Origin of the sequence: Polycyclovorans algicola TG408, from assembly GCF_000711245.1 — a bacterium.
Taxonomy (GTDB): domain Bacteria; phylum Pseudomonadota; class Gammaproteobacteria; order Nevskiales; family Nevskiaceae; genus Polycyclovorans; species Polycyclovorans algicola.
Window position 1 is genome coordinate 3,525,537 of record NZ_JOMH01000001.1, and the last position, 16,572, is coordinate 3,542,108.

General features: G+C 59.3%; 11 protein-coding genes. 5 read left to right on the forward strand and 6 right to left on the reverse strand.

Annotated features, from left to right (window positions below; genetic code table 11):
* Window position 1 precedes the first annotated feature (1 nt).
* The 5 genes from dpdA to queE are packed head-to-tail and all read left to right on the forward strand — an operon-like array spanning window position 2 to window position 4,833.
* Window positions 2-1,297, forward strand: a complete 1,296-nt coding sequence (gene dpdA / locus U741_RS0116775; protein ID WP_043110322.1) for a tRNA-guanine transglycosylase DpdA — start codon at window positions 2-4, stop codon at window positions 1,295-1,297.
* Window positions 1,294-2,373: a DGQHR domain-containing protein DpdB gene (gene dbpB / locus U741_RS0116780; RefSeq protein ID WP_029891604.1), complete on the forward strand. Its 1,080-nt coding sequence runs from the start codon at window positions 1,294-1,296 to the stop codon at window positions 2,371-2,373. Before dpdA ends, dbpB begins: the two co-directional genes overlap by 4 nt.
* A 4-nt stretch (window positions 2,374-2,377) precedes the next feature.
* Window positions 2,378-3,082, forward strand: a complete 705-nt coding sequence (gene queC, locus U741_RS0116785; RefSeq protein ID WP_029891605.1) for a 7-cyano-7-deazaguanine synthase QueC — start codon at window positions 2,378-2,380, stop codon at window positions 3,080-3,082.
* A complete protein-coding gene (locus tag U741_RS0116790; protein WP_029891606.1) occupies window positions 3,079-4,188 on the forward strand; it encodes a 6-carboxytetrahydropterin synthase in 1,110 nt (369 codons plus the stop codon). The genes queC and U741_RS0116790 overlap by 4 nt, the downstream gene beginning before the upstream one ends.
* A 3-nt stretch (window positions 4,189-4,191) precedes the next feature.
* Entirely contained in the window at window positions 4,192-4,833 is a 642-nt protein-coding gene (queE, locus tag U741_RS0116795; protein WP_029891607.1) for a 7-carboxy-7-deazaguanine synthase, read from the forward strand.
* A gap of 125 nt (window positions 4,834-4,958) precedes the next feature.
* Here the strand turns inward: queE and U741_RS0116800 are convergent, their stop codons facing one another.
* Genes U741_RS0116800 through dpdG form a run of 6 tightly spaced genes read right to left on the reverse strand, consistent with a single transcriptional unit; the run spans window position 4,959 to window position 16,562 of the window.
* Window positions 4,959-6,962: a hypothetical protein gene (locus U741_RS0116800; RefSeq protein ID WP_029891608.1), complete on the reverse strand. Its 2,004-nt coding sequence runs from the start codon at window positions 6,960-6,962 to the stop codon at window positions 4,959-4,961.
* Entirely contained in the window at window positions 6,959-7,495 is a 537-nt protein-coding gene (gene dpdK, locus U741_RS0116805; RefSeq protein ID WP_029891609.1) for a phospholipase D-like domain-containing protein DpdK, read from the reverse strand. The genes U741_RS0116800 and dpdK overlap by 4 nt, the downstream gene beginning before the upstream one ends.
* Before the next feature lie 3 nt (window positions 7,496-7,498).
* On the reverse strand, window positions 7,499-11,980 hold the full coding sequence (gene dpdJ, locus U741_RS0116810) for a protein DpdJ (protein WP_029891610.1): 4,482 nt from the start codon (window positions 11,978-11,980) through the stop codon (window positions 7,499-7,501).
* Window positions 11,981-12,676 (reverse strand): hypothetical protein, encoded by a 696-nt coding sequence (locus tag U741_RS0116815; protein WP_029891611.1) that lies wholly within the window; start codon window positions 12,674-12,676, stop codon window positions 11,981-11,983.
* A complete protein-coding gene (locus U741_RS0116820) occupies window positions 12,673-15,696 on the reverse strand; it encodes a hypothetical protein (protein WP_152551654.1) in 3,024 nt (1,007 codons plus the stop codon). Before U741_RS0116820 ends, U741_RS0116815 begins: the two co-directional genes overlap by 4 nt.
* Window positions 15,693-16,562, reverse strand: a complete 870-nt coding sequence (gene dpdG, locus U741_RS0116825; protein WP_152551655.1) for a protein DpdG — start codon at window positions 16,560-16,562, stop codon at window positions 15,693-15,695. Before dpdG ends, U741_RS0116820 begins: the two co-directional genes overlap by 4 nt.
* Between the last annotated feature and the right edge of the window lie 10 nt (window positions 16,563-16,572).

Here is a 16,572-nt window from a genome sequence, read left to right on the forward strand (position 1 = left end):
CATGAAGTTTTTGTACTCGGATACGCAGGACTATGTCGACCCAGGGTACGACTTTCTGAACGACCGCTGCCGTCCTGGCAGAGAGCGCTATTGGTCCGACGTCTATGCCCACGAGTTCATGGACCCAGCACCTTATGACGGGTTGCTGGTTTCGATGAGTGCCGTACGGCAGGCCGCAGGTGTGGCCACTTCCAAGGTTCGCTACTCCACAAGGGAGGAGCAGCGCTTGTTGCGAGATGGCGCTCGGCAGTTCTTGCGCTATGGTGGGCCGAGGTTCAAGGACACAATGCTACTGGGGGACTGCGGCGCCTTTGCCTACGTGGAACATCCGGTCCCAGCCTACGCTCCGGAGGAGGTGGTGGAGTTCTATACCGAAGCCGGGTTTACCCATGGCATCTCCCCGGACCACATCATCTTTGCCTGCGACCTGACCAACCCTTCGGAGCAAGCGGTCGACGCCGCGACACGGCAGCGGTTCGCCATTACCCTGGCCAATGCTGAGGTATTCCTGGGACTTGTAAAGCGCGAGGGAATGCCGTTCGAGCCGCTCGGACCCGTGCAGGGGTGGTCACCCAAGAGCATGGCCGAGGCAGCACATCGACTCGAGCGGATGGGCTACCGATATCTGGCCATCGGGGGATTAGTTCCCTTGAAGGTCGACGCCATCAAGGCCGTCTTGACAGCAATCCGAGAGCGAATTCGTCCAGAGACAGAGATTCATCTGCTTGGCTTTGCAAAAGCCGACAGCATTCACGAGTTCACGGGCTTTGGGATTACAAGTTTCGATTCGACGTCGCCGCTGATCCGTGCATTCAAAGATGAGAAGGCGAACTACTACAGGGAAGGCTCAGACGGTCGACTGGAGTACTACACCGCTATCCGCATTCCTCAGGCCACGGAGAACGCACGCCTGATGCAAGGCATTAAGCGGGGTCAGTTCAGCGCAGAAGACCTGTTGCTACGAGAACGGCGGGCATTGATTGAGGTACGGGCATATGACCGTGGGGCTTCGTCGGCAGAGGCAACGCTAGACGCGGTTATGGACTATCACCAGTTCCTGCTGCGCGGCGACGGAACGGGTGCCGCGCAGCAGGACAAAGCGCTGCGCAAGACCGCTGCGCTCGTGCAGCGCACGCTGAAACACCAGCCGTGGAAAGAGTGCGACTGTGCGGTATGCCGCGACATCGGTGTTGAAGTGATCATCTTCCGCTCGAGCAACCGCAATAAACGACGGGGAATGCACAATCTTAGCGTCTACCACCGTCACTTAAGCAAAACCATTCAGGGGACCGCGTGACCACATACCGATTCACAGCAGTCCGGGCACAGCAGGCTCCAGGTCACGATGTCTTTGTATTTGCCGCCCACCCTGCCGATGTGCTGTCATTCGCCGCAATCGAGCGTGTGGCACGAACCGATGATGGGCAACTCAAGGGCTTCCAGCGGCATCAGGTTGCCTCTCACATCCGAGACATCCGCGACTACCTGACGCGAGAGGATGCCCTGCTCCCCAATGCAGTGATTATTGCCTTTATTGAAGGCGTGACGGTCAAAGACCTGTCCGACGGACTGGTTCAAGTCCAGATCGATGTCACTCAAGATAGCCGCCCCGGTTTTGTAGTCGACGGACAGCAGAGGCTAACCGCTCTTTCGGGAATCAATAAGCCTGAATTCCAAGTATTCGTGTCGGCAGTGATCTGCAAGGACTACAACGAACTACGTCAGCAGTTCGTCTTGATCAACAACACGCGTCCTCTGCCGAAAACTCTAATCTACGAATTGCTTCCCAATGTTGAAGGCTTGCCCGAGCGATTCACTCAGCGCAAGTTCTCGGCCCGCATCGTCGACATGCTCAACTTTACGCGTGGAAGTTCTCTACACGGCGAGGTACGGCAGCACACTAATCCGACGGGCATGATCAGCGACACCGCGATGCAGCGACTGATCATGAACTCGGCCTCTGACGGTGCGATTCGCAGCCTGATGCGGTTCGACGACCGCGAGGAGCGGGCGTTTCAGTTGGTTAGCGAGTTCTTCCATGCCGTGGCCAGGGTCTACGGCTCGGCCTGGTATGGCATGGCACCTCGCTTCTCGCGACTACGGCACGGCGCCGGAATCGTGGCCATGGGCTTCGTCATGGACCACCTGCATAGCCTTGAAGGGGCGAAAGAGCGGGGCCAGTTCGAACCTGGCTTGCGACTGCTGGCACCGCATACAGCCTGGACCAGTGGCCAGTGGCCCCTAGAGGCATGGGATACGCGCCCGTGGAATGGCATCCAGAACACACCGAGCGACATCGATCTGCTGACGCGCTACCTCGTTAGCTCTCTCAAGAAGGCGCTGCGGAAGCCGCGTCGCATCGCCAATGGATAACATCATGGAACGCAAAGCGCTGGTGCTGTTTTCCGGAGGTCAGGACTCGGCTACCTGCCTGGCCTGGGCGCTGGATCGATACTCTTACGTAGAGACGGTCGGTTTTGACTATGGGCAGCGCCATGCGGTGGAACTCGATTGCCGCAAGGTGATGCTGGAGCGGCTAAAGGCGGAGTTCCCGGCCTGGGGGCCGCGTTTGGGCGCCGACCACATGCTTGACCTCGCACCGCTAGGTCAGGTCAGCGATACAGCCCTAACTCATGAACGCGAGATTGAATTCTCATCTTGCGGTCTACCAACAACCTTCGTTCCTGGGCGCAACATGCTGTTCTTCACGTTCGCTGCCGCCGTGGCCTACAGGCGTGGTCTGTCGGTGCTGGTGGGCGGGATGTGCGAGACCGACTACTCCGGCTATCCGGACTGCCGTGACAACACGCTCAAGGCACTGCAGGTGGCGATCAGCCTGGGGCTCGAAGCCCCGATGGTCGTAGAGACGCCGCTAATGTGGCTGGACAAGGCTCACACTTGGCGCATGGCGAAGGATCTGGGCGGTGCTGCGCTTGTGGAATTGATCCGCACGGAAACGCACACCTGCTACCTTGGCGACCACACAACCCAGAACGCCTGGGGCTATGGCTGTGGGCAGTGCCCTGCCTGCGACCTGCGGCGCAAGGGCTACGAAATCTTCAACGCCGCGGAGGCCGCATGAGCACCACCCCTCTTTCGCTGTCGGTGCTGCATGCCGCCAGCTGCCGGTTCGAGGCCGCTCGGCAGGTCGACATGCTGCCGGCCGGGCATCGATGCCGCAACCTGCACGGTCATGGGTTTACGGCCACAGCATATGCCCGCGTGCCGGCGGACTGGGTGACCTACCCCGGTGGTGAGGTGGCGGCCCTGCAGCGACAGGTCGATCGCTGCGCCGATCTGCTTAACTACGGGGTGCTCAACGACAAACTGGCCCAACCGACCGACGAGAACCTGGCGCGGTGGATTCGTGGCCGGTTGGATGCCCCGGGCATTGATCGAGTGTCCGTGCAAAGCACCCCTAATCAGGGCGTCGAGGTCGACGCCCGCGATCATGCGCATGTGTGGCGGCGCTACCGGTTCCAGGCGGCCCATCGCCTGCCGCATGTGCCACTGGGCCACAAGTGCGGACGCCTGCATGGTCATGGCTTCGAAGTCATCGTCCATGCCGACCAGGATCTGGCGGGAGCCGACCTGAGCATCGACTATGACCATCTGGACGACCTGTGGGAGCCGATCGCGGCGCAGGTCAACTATCGCTGCCTGAACGAGATCCCGGGCCTTTCCAATCCCACCAGCGAGATGATCTCGTCATGGTTGTGGGAGCGCTTGAAACCTGAACTGCCCGCGATGTCTTGGGTGACGGTCTACGAGACGGCCTCGTGCGGCGCGACCTACGACGGTGCCAACTACCGGATCTGGAAGGACTTCACCCTCGACAGCGCGGTGCAACTCCGCCACGCACCGGCCAACGATCCGCGGCATCGGATCCACGGGCATACCTACACTTTGCGGCTTCACCTCGGGGCGCCGCTGGACCAAATCATGGGATGGACGCTGGACTTTGGAGACGTGAAAGCGGTATTCGATCCAATCTTCAAGTCTCTGGATCACCACCCACTGCATGAACAAGCGGAATTGGCCGACGGCGACACGACGACGATTGCGCGCTGGTTGAATGAGCGCACCCGTCGCGAACTGCCCCAATTGATCCGGGTCGACCTGTTCGAATCCGAAGGCTGTGGCTCGCTGGTGGGCTTGGACTTGGCGGGACCCGCCTTGCCGGTGTAGGACATGACGTACTCGGTCAAGGAGATCTTCTACACGCTGCAGGGCGAAGGTCTGCAGATGGGCATGCCGGCAGTGTTCTGCCGCTTTGCGGGCTGCAACCTGTGGACGGGGCGCGAGGCGGATCGGGCGTCAGCGGTCTGCCGCTTCTGCGACACGGACTTCGTGGGGACCGATGGGACTCTGGGCGGCAAGTTCCAGACGGCCGAACGCTTGGCCGATAAGATCGCGGCGCTTTGGCCTGAGGACGACAGGCGGCATCGGCTGGTCGTGGCAACCGGCGGCGAACCGCTGCTGCAGGTCGACCCTGCACTGATCGATGCGCTGCATGCACGGGAGTTTCGGATTGCGATTGAGACGAATGGAACGATTGCGGCACCCGGAGGGATTGACTGGCTGTGCGTCAGTCCCAAGGCGGGAGCCGAGTGGGTGCAGCGACGGGGACATGAACTCAAACTGGTATTCCCGCAGCCGCGATTGATGCCTGACGCACTGCCCTGGTCGGAACTTCAATTCGAACATCTCCTGCTGCAACCGATGGATGGCCTAGAAGCTACACGCAACACGGCGGCAGCAGTGGCCTACTGTCAGGCGCACCCCCAGTGGAGACTATCGTTGCAGACACACAAGATGCTGGGAATCCGCTAGAAAGGTTCGGCACCTAGGGGGGTGCTCGGTACTACTGCTGTCAGCGCTGACGATTCGCGTGGTTGAGTCCGCCATGATGATCGAGTCGTAACCGCAGCACTTCGCCGCCCCGCGCAGATTGTGTTTCATGGCGCCATACCATCGGTGGCCCACTTTTCTGCAGCGCTGATGATGCTGACGGCACCGGTACCTTGGACGTACACCAATCGATCTCGACAATCATCAAACGCCCGGTAGACGGCGTGAGAACTCGCCGCCCACACGAAGAGGATTAGATCTGCTTCGGAGGCCCTGCGGGTTTGCCCGCCCTGCACCGTGCCATTCACAAGGACGACCTCGGCGCCGGTCCGGGCTATCAGTTCTGCTGCGGCCTCGCGGGCGCCGGTTTCCTGCAGCGACACGATGGCAATTCGCTTCAAGCCGGCTTGTGCCAGGGTGTCGATCGTCTCATCCGATTCGACAGCCGCCACGGGATCGAGCAGCGTGGCCACGTCGGTCGCGGAGTACTCAATCGCGGCGCCCACTCGACGCCACGTCTTCCTCTCGCTCGGCGTCAGGCGGTAGCCTTTTCGCTCGGCCAGGGTCAAGCCATCCCCCCACAGCGCCTGCAATGAGGTCGGGTCGGGATGCAGCAGCGCCACCGCATCCAATGCGGCAATCAACCACGGAAGTCGGGCGACGATGGCCCGTTGAGTCCACCAACCGCGAATGATCGCCGCGCAACGATCAGCGTGAGTGGGATTCAGATAGACAACGCCCGAGATCAGGCCCAAAAGGAGTTGAGCATCGGCCTCATTTGCCGAAGTCCCGCGCAGATACGTCAAGCAGTCAGCCAGGCCGAGGTAGATTTCGACGTGTTGCAGTAACGGAAATCCGGAGGAGCCAACTATCACGTCGATGATCGAAGACATCACTTCTTGGCGCAGAATCCGCGGTGCATTCCGCGATTCAATCTCGTCGTCGGATAACAGTTCCAGTAGGGCGTCGGGCGCCGCGCTGACAAACTCGATATCAGAGAGTAAAGAAGAGTCGATCTCTTCAATCAGCGTGCGCGCTCGCGCTTGCTGTCCGTCCCGAACTGCTCCGTGCAGACTGGTCCAGAACGATGCGCCGTTGCGGACCTCCGCCGTGGGGGCAGGTGCGATCTCCGGCGCCGGATCGTAAATCGGCGTCGCTGGCGGGACCGCCGCCGGTGCGGACGGAAGCAGTGCCTGAACATAGGCCGCCGCGGCAGGCGACAACTTAGGGACCAGCAACGCTGCCTTCGCGTAGTCCTGCTCGATGATCGCCGCGTAGGCCTGAAGGTGAGAGGCCTCCTCCGCCTGCTCCAGCAATGGCGCCAGTCGCCGATACCACTCAGTCTCGAACTTGGCCAGGGCATCTTGGAAGTGCCCGGTGGATTCCAGAGGCGCCAACTCCACGTCGAAGACGGCGCGCAAGATGGCCGACACGATCCGCCGAGGGTTCGAGAAGATCCAGGCCTCTTGCTTCACCACATATGCCACGAGGTCGGCGGTCGCCCCCCGTGCATCGAGCAGGCGGATGCGCATCTGCATCGTTCGATGCGCCTGATCCAGTTGGCGGCGATCGATCTCGTCCACTGCCGCCGCAGCGGCCACCCAATCACCGATTCGCAGTGCCATCGCAAAATGCAACTGCAAACTAGAGAGCGACGGCGCACTTCCCTGCTGGAGGGGTGGCGCGGACGCGAGATACGCGTGCATCGTGCTAAGCACCTCGAGCACTTCCAATGCATTCTTTGCTGGAGTCGTCCAGCGTAAATAGCCTTCCGAGGTCACCGCGGCGATTCGTTGCCCGAGGCGACCACTACCGGCATTGACAACGGAAGTAATCGAATCGGCAGACCCCTGGTACGGAAAAACCCAAGATCGCAGATCGTCGGCGTAGTGCCGCAACTCGGCGTTGCGCCCCCCCAGCGTGATCCACCAAATCGTGCCGTCGGTTGCCCGGAAGTACGGCAGCGACCCAATTATTCCTTGCTGAAGACGGTCCGCCAGTGCCGCTAGGGCATCGTGGGCTCTGCGCTCGGCCAACGAGACGGGCTGCCGGAATTCCGCCGGCCACGTCGTTGCGAGTTCGCTAACAAGGTCGTCGACCGCAGTCGTCATGACGCCATCTGACCCCAGCGACGGTTTAGTTCGAGATAGGCCCGTCCGATGCGTTCAACGACCACGGCATCATCTCCAGCGTGATAGGCGACCTTCTCGGCATTGATGTGGACGCCCGAGTAGGTGACATTCATAGAGCCTTCGAAATAGAAATGCGGGGTCAGGAAACCTTTTTCGTGCAGCGAGTCCGCCGCGTAGCGCGTTTCGACGCCGCTACTGAGGCCCAGTCGTCCGAAGAATTGTCGAGACACTTCGGTATTGCGCGACACCACTCTGACCTCATGGAGTTTGCCCAACTGCCGTAGACAATCGGAGAGCCAAATGCGAGGCGTCCCGGAACAACTTGGAACCAAGACATCGAAATCGCAGAAGCGATTGTCAAAAACCACGAAGTCAGAAATCCAAGGACTGCACAGATAGACCGGCTTGGAACTGGTGGGGTTGTCAACCATCAGCAATGAACCGAGCGCAGAGCGAAAGAGCGTTCGCAGTTGCCAGTTCGCGGCGTTTGACCAAAGATCTAAGGTTGGCATGCCTTATCCCACTTCATTGGAGTCGACCTTGATCAAGGTTTCCCATCGATTGCTCGTCCGTTTAACACCGGCGATTTGAAAGGAGGCCGTCATGAACCCGCGATCAACCTCATTGGCCAATCGCCTGGCTAAGGCCACGGCGACCGTCGTTCGCCGATGAACCGGATAGCGCAGGGTGATGCGTCCCACTGACCGGAGTGCGTCTTCGAATTCCACGATCCACGCCTCCTTGTCGTCGACCTCCACGGTTCGTCCCGTGTTTTCAAAGTTGAGCCAGGCGCGCGCGACCCGCCGCGACGCCGCTTTCCCTTCAATCTCTCTCGGACTCCCGAGGCATTCCGAACAGGTGTCCTGACAACGATCAAGGGTCAGCCGATTGAGGGCGCTAAACAACTGGGCAGGCGTGGGGGCGGTGTACGCCATCGCGGCGACCACTTGCTCGATCCGACGCCGGACGCCACGCCGAGACAACAACCAATAGGAGAAGAGCCGGACGTCAATGTTGATCCGCAAACGGGTACTCACTCGCTCTCGGGCGCGCCAGAGCAGGTGGACCCATCGGTCGCTGAGGGCGGTGGATCCCGGCATCATCACCTTGCCCATCAACGCGACAATGGCCTCCCGGTCGTAGCGCAGACCGGCGACATCGAGTTCGCGAATCAATGCGTCCTTGGCTGCCAAATGCTCCGTGTAACTCGCAGCCCCGCGGATATCGGCCACGGCGACCGCGACATCCGATTTCGGGTTGCACGCAACCCGCGCCGACTCGGTAACGCTCAGGATGAGTTGTTCGTTGCGACAATTGACCAGGGCATCCCGCATCGCCGAATCGAGAATTCCCGGTTGGGCCTCAATTTCAGCGCGCAGGCGCTCGATGACCCCCACCCCGCCGGCCACGACTTCCGTTACGAGGATGCTGTACCCACCGTCGAGTACCACGACTTCGACGGCCATCTCCCCATCGGCTGTCTCGGGCAGGATAGCGGCGACCGCGGCCTCGACAGTGGCCCGGGCTGTTTCGAGGCGCAGTTGTTGGAGCCAGGCCCTAAATTCATCTGAGGTCTCGTCCCACAGACTCGAACTCAGTTGCTGCATCTCGACGACGATTTCGTCCTGCAACCACAGGTCGAGCACATCAGTTGTACGCCGACCTTCATCCAGATCATCTTGACCTTGGTCAGCGGATGAAATGGTCTGCAGCACCTGTCTCGCAAGGTCTCGTTTGTCCTCGATCAAGTCCCAGGCATCTTTCAAACCCACTCGATGCTTCAGCGCAGTCGACACCAGCATTCCAATGGCGCTGTCGCACAGTGACTGGATCCCGAAGGTCGAGGTGTATCGCGCCAAAGCGCTCGACTGTCCGGCTTGCATGCGAAAAAAGAGCGGCCGCAGATCCTTCAGGACGGATTCTGGCAACGCTGGGGCCGCTTCGACAACGGACGACTTGAGCCGCAACTCGAGTCCGTCGACGGTCCTTGCATACCCGACTGCAGCGGGAACCGACGCGCCGCCGATACCATCGGCGGTCAAACTCACGGTGCCTCGGCAGGTCCCGCCCCGGTCCGTCTGAATATCGAACCGAAACTGGGAGGCTAGGCGCAGAACACGCAAATGCGCCTGGTTCCGGTGTAACCAGAGGGCTGAGGACTCACACAGCGTCGAGAGCACCGTGCCGCCGTGGTAATCCACCTTTTCCGGTTGACCAACCCGACGCGCTTCTACGCGCCACTTCCAGAAGGCATTGCTGCTGGCCTTAACCTTGTCTGGCAATGCGTCAATGGACATCGCCAACGGCTGAACCACTTTGAAGTCGGAGTCGGAATCGATTGGCTCCGAGTTGGTGAACAGATCGACAATGTCGAGCGCCGCTGGGATCGGGTCTGCGAGTAATGCTTCGGAACATTTAATCCAACGCGACGGCATCTTCGGATCGACTACAAAACGCCGAGATGCGCGCCCCGGCACTGCCTCATTTAGCGCTTTCCCCACATCCATGTAGATTGGGGCCTGGTTCGGAGTTATCAGTTCGGCCTCTTGCGAGTCCAACACGTCCCAGGTGTTCGATGGGATGAACTTCGGCAACAAGCGGGGGCGTTCGGTCGTTTTGACCGAAAAATTGTAAGTCAACTCCTTAAAAAGATCAGGGACTACGCTTCGCAGAACGGAACGAGGCGGGCTCCACAAAATGTCGTGCACGAGCGCCGTGACGTCCGCCGCCGACATCCCGGTCGTACCACTGCGGAGCCAGTACTGGATGTCCCGGGTGAAAGCCTCTCGCTCTTCGGCGCTGTGGATCAGGGAGGCGACCACCTCCTTCGCCCGCCGAGCTTGCGGCGTTTGGCGACTGAGGTACAGATTCGGTGATCCCTCGCCGACGCGCTTGGCGATCCAGTCCACGAGAAACCACGTAGCTTGGATTCGAAGCACATAAGGATTGAACGCTGGTAGCGACAACCGATCCAGAACGGGCGAGAACAGTCGCTCGCTGTCGCGGAAGGCCCAACGATCGCGTCCATGCCCGGAGAGCACCACTACGCACCACGGCCTCACGCCCGGCCGGCGCCCAGCGCGACCCTTTCTCTGAAGGAATGAGGCCGGCGATCGAGGTGCCTTATGCTGCAAAACCATGCCAACGTCGGGATCGTCGAACCCAACTTCGAGGGAACTGGTGGCGAAGACTAGGTCCGCCCCGGCATCGACACCCTGATCCTGAGAGGTGGTGCGCGCAACTTTGAGTCGCGTCCGGAGTTGATGACCAAGATTTTCGGACAATCGCCACGTCTGCCCTGCATGATCAACCGGCGCGTCTCCGGGGGTAGACGCTCGCAGGCCAGCCAGGCCCAGTTTGCCCTCCGCGTCCATGAAGTTCGGCAACCACCGATTCACCACATCGAGGTTATCGGTGAATCCAAAGACCTTCCGGCCAAAAAACTGGGGGCCGATCTTGTCATCCACAACACCCGACCCTGCGCTATGGGGCGTCAGCAGGCGCGCCCCGAGCATGGCGACCTGAATCGACGTCGACAGAACGCTTGTTCCATTGCCGGACTGTGATTTCAAGGCGACGTTGTACTCATTGCCCGAAATCGCGATCTCTTCCGCCGCTTCGCTAGGCGAAATCTCAACCATCGCGTTCTCGTGGATGCCGCACAGAGTCGCCAAATGACCCACTGCGTCGTGCAAGGTCGCGGACAGGCCCACGTAGTGCGGGGAAGTTCGCCGCCCGTAGACTTTAGTCCAATGAGCGAGTCGCCGAAGGATCCATGGTACCTGAGCGCCCGTGATCCCCTCGTAGGTGTGAATTTCATCGAGCAGCACCAATCGCAAGGACTCGGTCGGGCGACCAAATCCGAGCAACTCACGTCCGATCTCCGACGAGATTTCCTTGTTGAGCATCTCGACCGAGGTCAAGAAAATATCGGGCGGGCGAAGACGCAGTTGCTCTCGGCTTAGCACCACCAGACCGTCCGGAAACACGACAGTCTGTGCGGAGGTGTTCTCCCGCAAGGTGCTACGTCCGTTGCGTCGATCCTCATCCAACCAAAGTAACTCGTCCCCGCTCACCGGATGCCGAATGTGCGGCGGAATCCAGGCGTTCGCGGCCGCCTTTCGCCGCCAATTCTTGAGCCACGAGTGATTTCGCCTATCACCTTCAAAATCAGCGCTGAGGGGGACATCTCCGACCAGGGCACCAACGGTAATCGGCCGCCCGAGTTGGTGCGCCAACCCTTGGTTCACCCGATTGGCTTGAGACGCAGCCTCGGAGAACTGATCGGTGAGCAGCACATTACGAGGATAGATTGACAGCACCTTGGTGGCCGGCCTGGAATCGGCTTTGACGTCCGCAGCGATGCCCATCAGGGCGGGTATGTAGAAGGCTTTGGTCTTTCCGCCGCCGGTACCCGCGGTCACCACACTGCCGGTGGGGTCCACGTTGCCTCGGTAGTGGCGAAGAACGCGGTCAATAGCTCGGACCTGGAAAGCGGCCAAGGTTTGTGAGGTGGTGCCTTTTCCGCACAGGGCCTCCAGAACCGACTTCTGGAGATCCCGATCCCAGCAGACAGAGGCAATCTGTAACCAGACCTTTTCGAGACTGATCTCCCGCTTTGGAACGCGGCGTGGCGCCAGATGAAGACGGACCTCCGAAACCAGGTCGGGCGCCGACATCCAGTCATCGGCTTTGAACCGCTGCTTCAACCTAGCCAGTAGACGAACCGACTCGGCAAAGCGCGAGCGATAGGCGGGGGGATACGAATCGGCAATTCGGTGAAGGACCTGCGTGGCGGCCAGATCGTCGATCAAGAGTTCTTCAGAGCTTTCGTTCGCAGCCTCTCGGAACTCATCGCCAAAGACGGGGGAGTCGCCAAACAACTCGGCAATCTCCTGAGCGGTGTGACGAACATCGTAGAAGCCCCATTCAATGAGCGCGGCTTCTCGACGTTCAAGCAACGTAAGCAACTCGCCCAATATCTTAGGGGCAATCATTTACGTCAGTCTCAATCGCAGACGCTGCCAGAGGACAGGGTGCCGATCGAGGAAGGCCCGAATGTCGACATTTTCCAGTGCCTTTGGATCACCTCCGTTGCCGGTCATGCATGCTTGCAGAAACACGCCGGTGGGGCCGTCGAGCTTCAGTTCGCTTCGCGCTTGAAGCAGGTTCCACCGTGCAACTTTGTAGCGATCAGTCTCCACATCAGTACTGGGAGGCGACGCCGTCAACTCTGAAAACTGTTGCAAAGCCCTTCGCAAACGATCCGCTGCCGCTTCATCGTACTGTTTCGCGATATCCAGAAATGCGCTGGCCTGTTCCTGGTCAGCACTCGAGACCTTTGTCCACTCTTTCGAAATCGCGTTGCGCAGAGCGCTCGCGGCCTGCTTCACGTCCTGGAGGGCCCCACTGACCTCGGCGTTTTCTAGCACCTGCTCCGAGCAAGTTACCTTGATCAACACCCCGGCCCGCTTTCGGATAATGGCTATCTGCTTCTGGAAGATTTCGCCGAGCGCGGCAGACGGTTCGACCTCACGCAGAGTACTTGCCCGCTTCTGGGCCGCCTCGACCTCATTGCTGCACGCTTGGATGTCTTCGGCAATCTTTTGCAGTTGATTGAATTGAGCTTCCAGCAACTTCTGCTTCGGCCGGGCGCGAACGCGTTGGGCAAGCACAGCCAAACGATTGCTCATGCGCCCCCCCCTGCAGCAACTACCAACTGTTGAAGCAACTCCTGAGCACGACGTCGCTCTACATCAAGTTCCTCGGTGGTGCGAATAGTTTCGCTTGATCGACGTAGCGCCTCATCATGTTGCGTCATTAGGGCGTTCACCTCCTCCAAAAAATTGGCTTGCTTGAGAAAGAGGCTCATATCGAATGTCATCACCGCATGCCGTTTCTTTTCAACAATCCGCTCGGCCTCAATAATTGCACTGGTCTGCTTCTGAATCTCACCGGCAGTCAATCCCGCAATTTTCTTCTGCAGGTCCACATTTCCGCCAGAATGGTTGGTCGCCTCCAAAGCCTTTACGACGAGTCGGGCCGACTCGCAATATTCTCGAAGATCGGCGTCCCACACCTCCCCGGCAATACTCCATTGACGAAGGATGAGTCGTAGGCTCTCGACCCTGGCTTCCAACGCGGTAGCCTCTTCTTCAAGGAAGGCACTCAGGTCGGACCAAGCTGATTTACAAAGCCGCGATATCGTCGAGAAATGTCCTGCCTCCCAAGTTTCATCCACCGCGGGCAAGTTTATCGGTTGCGAGTCTTCAGACAATGTCTCGATGATGATGCTGGGATCGATGAAGTTAATGCTCGAAGTAGCGCCTTGAGGAACATTGATGCCAGCCATTAGGAAACCGCGAGCGCGATCCACCCAGTCAACCAAAATTCTGGCTAATTCTTGACCGGGCGCCGATAGCGGTTCGCCCGCCTTGGGCCGGAACTTCATCAGCGACTGCACTGAGCCCGCGGTATCACGAGGCAGCTCTTTCTTCTCACTAAACCGATACGCCATAACCAAAAAGCGGACCGCGATTCGATGCGCCTGTCGCGGATCGGCTTGCTCGTACGCATAGGACTGGACCATGCGGTTCTGATGGCGGCGCAGCCACATTGAATAGACGCGTCGCTGCGATTCTGCACCGTCAAAAGCCCACGACTTTTCACCTTTACTATAGTAATCCGTCAAAGTGGAGAGTAGCGAATAGGTCTCCTGATCTCGGGAAAACGCGAACGCCGCACCTTGTTTAACCCCCCGGCGAGTCCTCATACCTTCGATCTCGATGCTGGCCGCCGTAAGTTTGGTGCGGCTCCGCTGATCAGCAGAGGGAACGCGATAGAACTCCGCGTTGAGGGAGTTCTTAATGACGTTGAGCAGATATTCGCGATACTCCTTGTCATGCTCGAGTACGCCCGCTTGTTGATACCACACGGCAAGCCGTTTGATCGATTCACTGTAAGCTGGCGAACTCGACTTATCTGTACCCAGTACCACGCTTGCGGGTGCCTTCGGGCTCGTGATCGGTACTACCGGGAGGGTCACAGCCCCACTAAACGGCCGCAAACCGAACCAGGGCAGCATCGCTTTGAGACGCCCGACTCCTTGCTCCAAACTGTCGTTGCCGGTCCAGTACCAATTGAGATACGACAGTCGACTCTGATCCGCATTGCTCCATCCCCCGAGCAGCGCGCCTTTTTTTGCTCCGAGATCTATGGGCGTCCGCGGCTCAACGTCCAGTCCGACCGTTGGGCCATTGCGATTGAAGTGATCAGAGGCTGATCGCAGCAGTGGCTCAACGATTTTCTGCAATAGGCTGCGCGGAGTAGCCGGGGCCTTGGTGTCGAGGCCTCCCAAGAATCGTGTGGCCGCCCCTTGCGAGAACGGGAAGAGACCTACATTTGCTTGCCCAAGCGCAACCGATCCAAAGGCCGCGAAACATCCCTCTTGGAGCCGGCATCCGTCGCACGCCGAATCGGTCACCTCACCGGATTGCCGAATACCTGCAACCAACGATGTTAACTGTTGCGGGCCCGCGCGGACCGCATTGAGGTACCGACCAACGAATTGATCCGCATACTGCGACTCGATGAGTTCGGATCGCCCAGTTTGCTCACCTTTGATCTCAACCACGAGGTTAAGGCGATCCATCAGATTTTGTGGGAGCCGTTTGAACGCCGGAATGGTCATTCCCAGCACGCTCAACATTTCACACAGGCTTGGGTCGTTCTGTGGCTCAACCGCGTTGACGAGTTCCTCGTCGAGGATCGAGAGTGTCGAGACATCCTCGACAAAGAAGGCCAAGCATTCTTTCGCCGCCCGCAGATCTTTTCGGATATTCCGGAACACCTCGTGAAGCGTGTTGCCCCGCAAGCCCGTTAGATTTGCGATTGCGGTTCTCAGATGTCGGTTTACCTCCGCCGCGGCGGCCTCGCGATTGGCTCGATCGTCATCAAAGAAGTCGAGCAGATCGCCGTCGACCGCCGAACGGCGGCGTATCGCTTTCGGAATATCAAACTCTTCTGCGGAAAATTCAGGAAGCGGATCGCCTTCGGCGCTCTGCGCTCCCGTTGTGAGATGCGCTATGCACGCTTCGACCACGCCGCCGCTACGGGCCATGTGCTCGACGGTCGCGACGTCCTGGAACAACTCGAAGAGATGCTTCCAGCGCCTTTTGGGGGGCTGTTCTTGATCTCGCGCGGCGAGCAACGCCTGACTAAGCGCGAAGCAGAGGTCGCGGTTGGCTTGTTCCCCGCTCAGCACCGAGATAGCGGCTCCGACATCAGTGAGATAGCCCTCGTAACCGGGTAGTTGCTCCACGAGTTGTTGCAGCGCGTCTTTCAGACTGCCCGATCGACGTTTGATCATGACCGTGCGTAGCGTGCCCATCCGATGCGTCGGTTGCAGGTCGTCTCGGAGGGCTTCATCAAACCGCAGTTTCAGCCAGTTGATGAGTTGCGATTTTCCGGCACCCGGACCTCCCTTCACTACTGCCACAAACTCTTCGCCGGCCGAGTTAAACAGCCGATCAAAGATCGCTTGTTGGGGCAGATCGCCATCGGCTGGCGTGGTGCACGTGATTGGCGAATGGGTGGCGAGAAACCAGTCGGCGTGGCTTTCCCCGATGCGAGCAATCGGCGAGATCATTGACTCCGCGTACGCGAGATCCCAACAGGGGTCACCCATTCGATCGGGTGCTTTCATCGGATTCATGAACCCACCTTCCGACGTTCGATCTGATCGAAGCGATCCGAATCCAGTACGCCCGGTTCGTTCACGTGTCCTGACAGGGATAGGTCCCAGCCCTTACTGTCTGGAGGGCATTTCAGACAGATCACGCCTTCGTCGTGAAGGTTACGCAGAGCGGACGCGAGCCCCGCCGTACACTGACGATCACTTTCGGCATGCCGAGCGGCGCCGATCTCGCGAAATATATGCCCGCCATCAAGCTCCGGGCACTGTGCCGCCATTCGCCTCATGAACTCACCTGCATCCAATAAATCGTCTTGACCAAAGATGGTCGGAAGGGCTCGTTCGAGTCGAGTGGTTGGGTCTGCTACGAATTCTGCTTGAGGGCCAAACCATCCCAATCCGACGTACGCATACCAGTCAAGGTACTGAGGAAGCTTCGTCCGGTTCATCGGATTGACGGGCTCAATTTCCGCCGGCAATCCGTCCATGAACTGCGTTGTCAGATTCTCATAGGTCGCCCCGGCGATTTGGCTCGGCGGCAATTGCAGCAAGAAGGTGTACATCCGCGCCGCCCACCGTTCGACGTCCGTCTTCGCCAGCACCATGGCCTCGAACGCCGCGATGATCTGGCCGCGTGCGTCGTGCTCGCCACGCACCTTGTAGTTCAGCCGAAAGTTACCCTCAGTATCCTTCACGATGAGGTTCAACTGGTCGGCGGCAGAGATATGGTCATTGGCCTGTTTACTGCTTTCGCTTATACCGGGGAGGCCCTCTGGCTGCAGCAGGGCTTTAACGGTGTCTCTGTCGGCCTTACGACCGTGCATGAGATGTAACACGTCGAGTAGCACTTCGAGTCGAGCGGGTACGGTTGGGTTATCAATGAACATGTTGTTGACT

Bases quoted from the DNA above. Each gene is read 5' to 3' on its own strand.
- queE (WP_029891607.1), top strand. From the start codon at position 4,192: ATGACGTACTCGGTCAAGGAGATCTTCTACACGCTGCAGGGCGAAGGT.
- U741_RS0116800 (WP_029891608.1), bottom strand. From the start codon at position 6,962: ATGACGACTGCGGTCGACGACCTTGTTAGCGAACTCGCAACGACGTGG.
- dpdK (WP_029891609.1), bottom strand. From the start codon at position 7,495: ATGCCAACCTTAGATCTTTGGTCAAACGCCGCGAACTGGCAACTGCGA.
- dpdA (WP_043110322.1), top strand. From the start codon at position 2: ATGAAGTTTTTGTACTCGGATACGCAGGACTATGTCGACCCAGGGTAC.
- U741_RS0116815 (WP_029891611.1), bottom strand. From the start codon at position 12,676: ATGAGCAATCGTTTGGCTGTGCTTGCCCAACGCGTTCGCGCCCGGCCG.
- dpdJ (WP_029891610.1), bottom strand. From the start codon at position 11,980: ATGATTGCCCCTAAGATATTGGGCGAGTTGCTTACGTTGCTTGAACGT.
- dpdG (WP_152551655.1), bottom strand. From the start codon at position 16,562: ATGTTCATTGATAACCCAACCGTACCCGCTCGACTCGAAGTGCTACTC.
- queC (WP_029891605.1), top strand. From the start codon at position 2,378: ATGGAACGCAAAGCGCTGGTGCTGTTTTCCGGAGGTCAGGACTCGGCT.
- U741_RS0116820 (WP_152551654.1), bottom strand. From the start codon at position 15,696: ATGAATCCGATGAAAGCACCCGATCGAATGGGTGACCCCTGTTGGGAT.
- U741_RS0116790 (WP_029891606.1), top strand. From the start codon at position 3,079: ATGAGCACCACCCCTCTTTCGCTGTCGGTGCTGCATGCCGCCAGCTGC.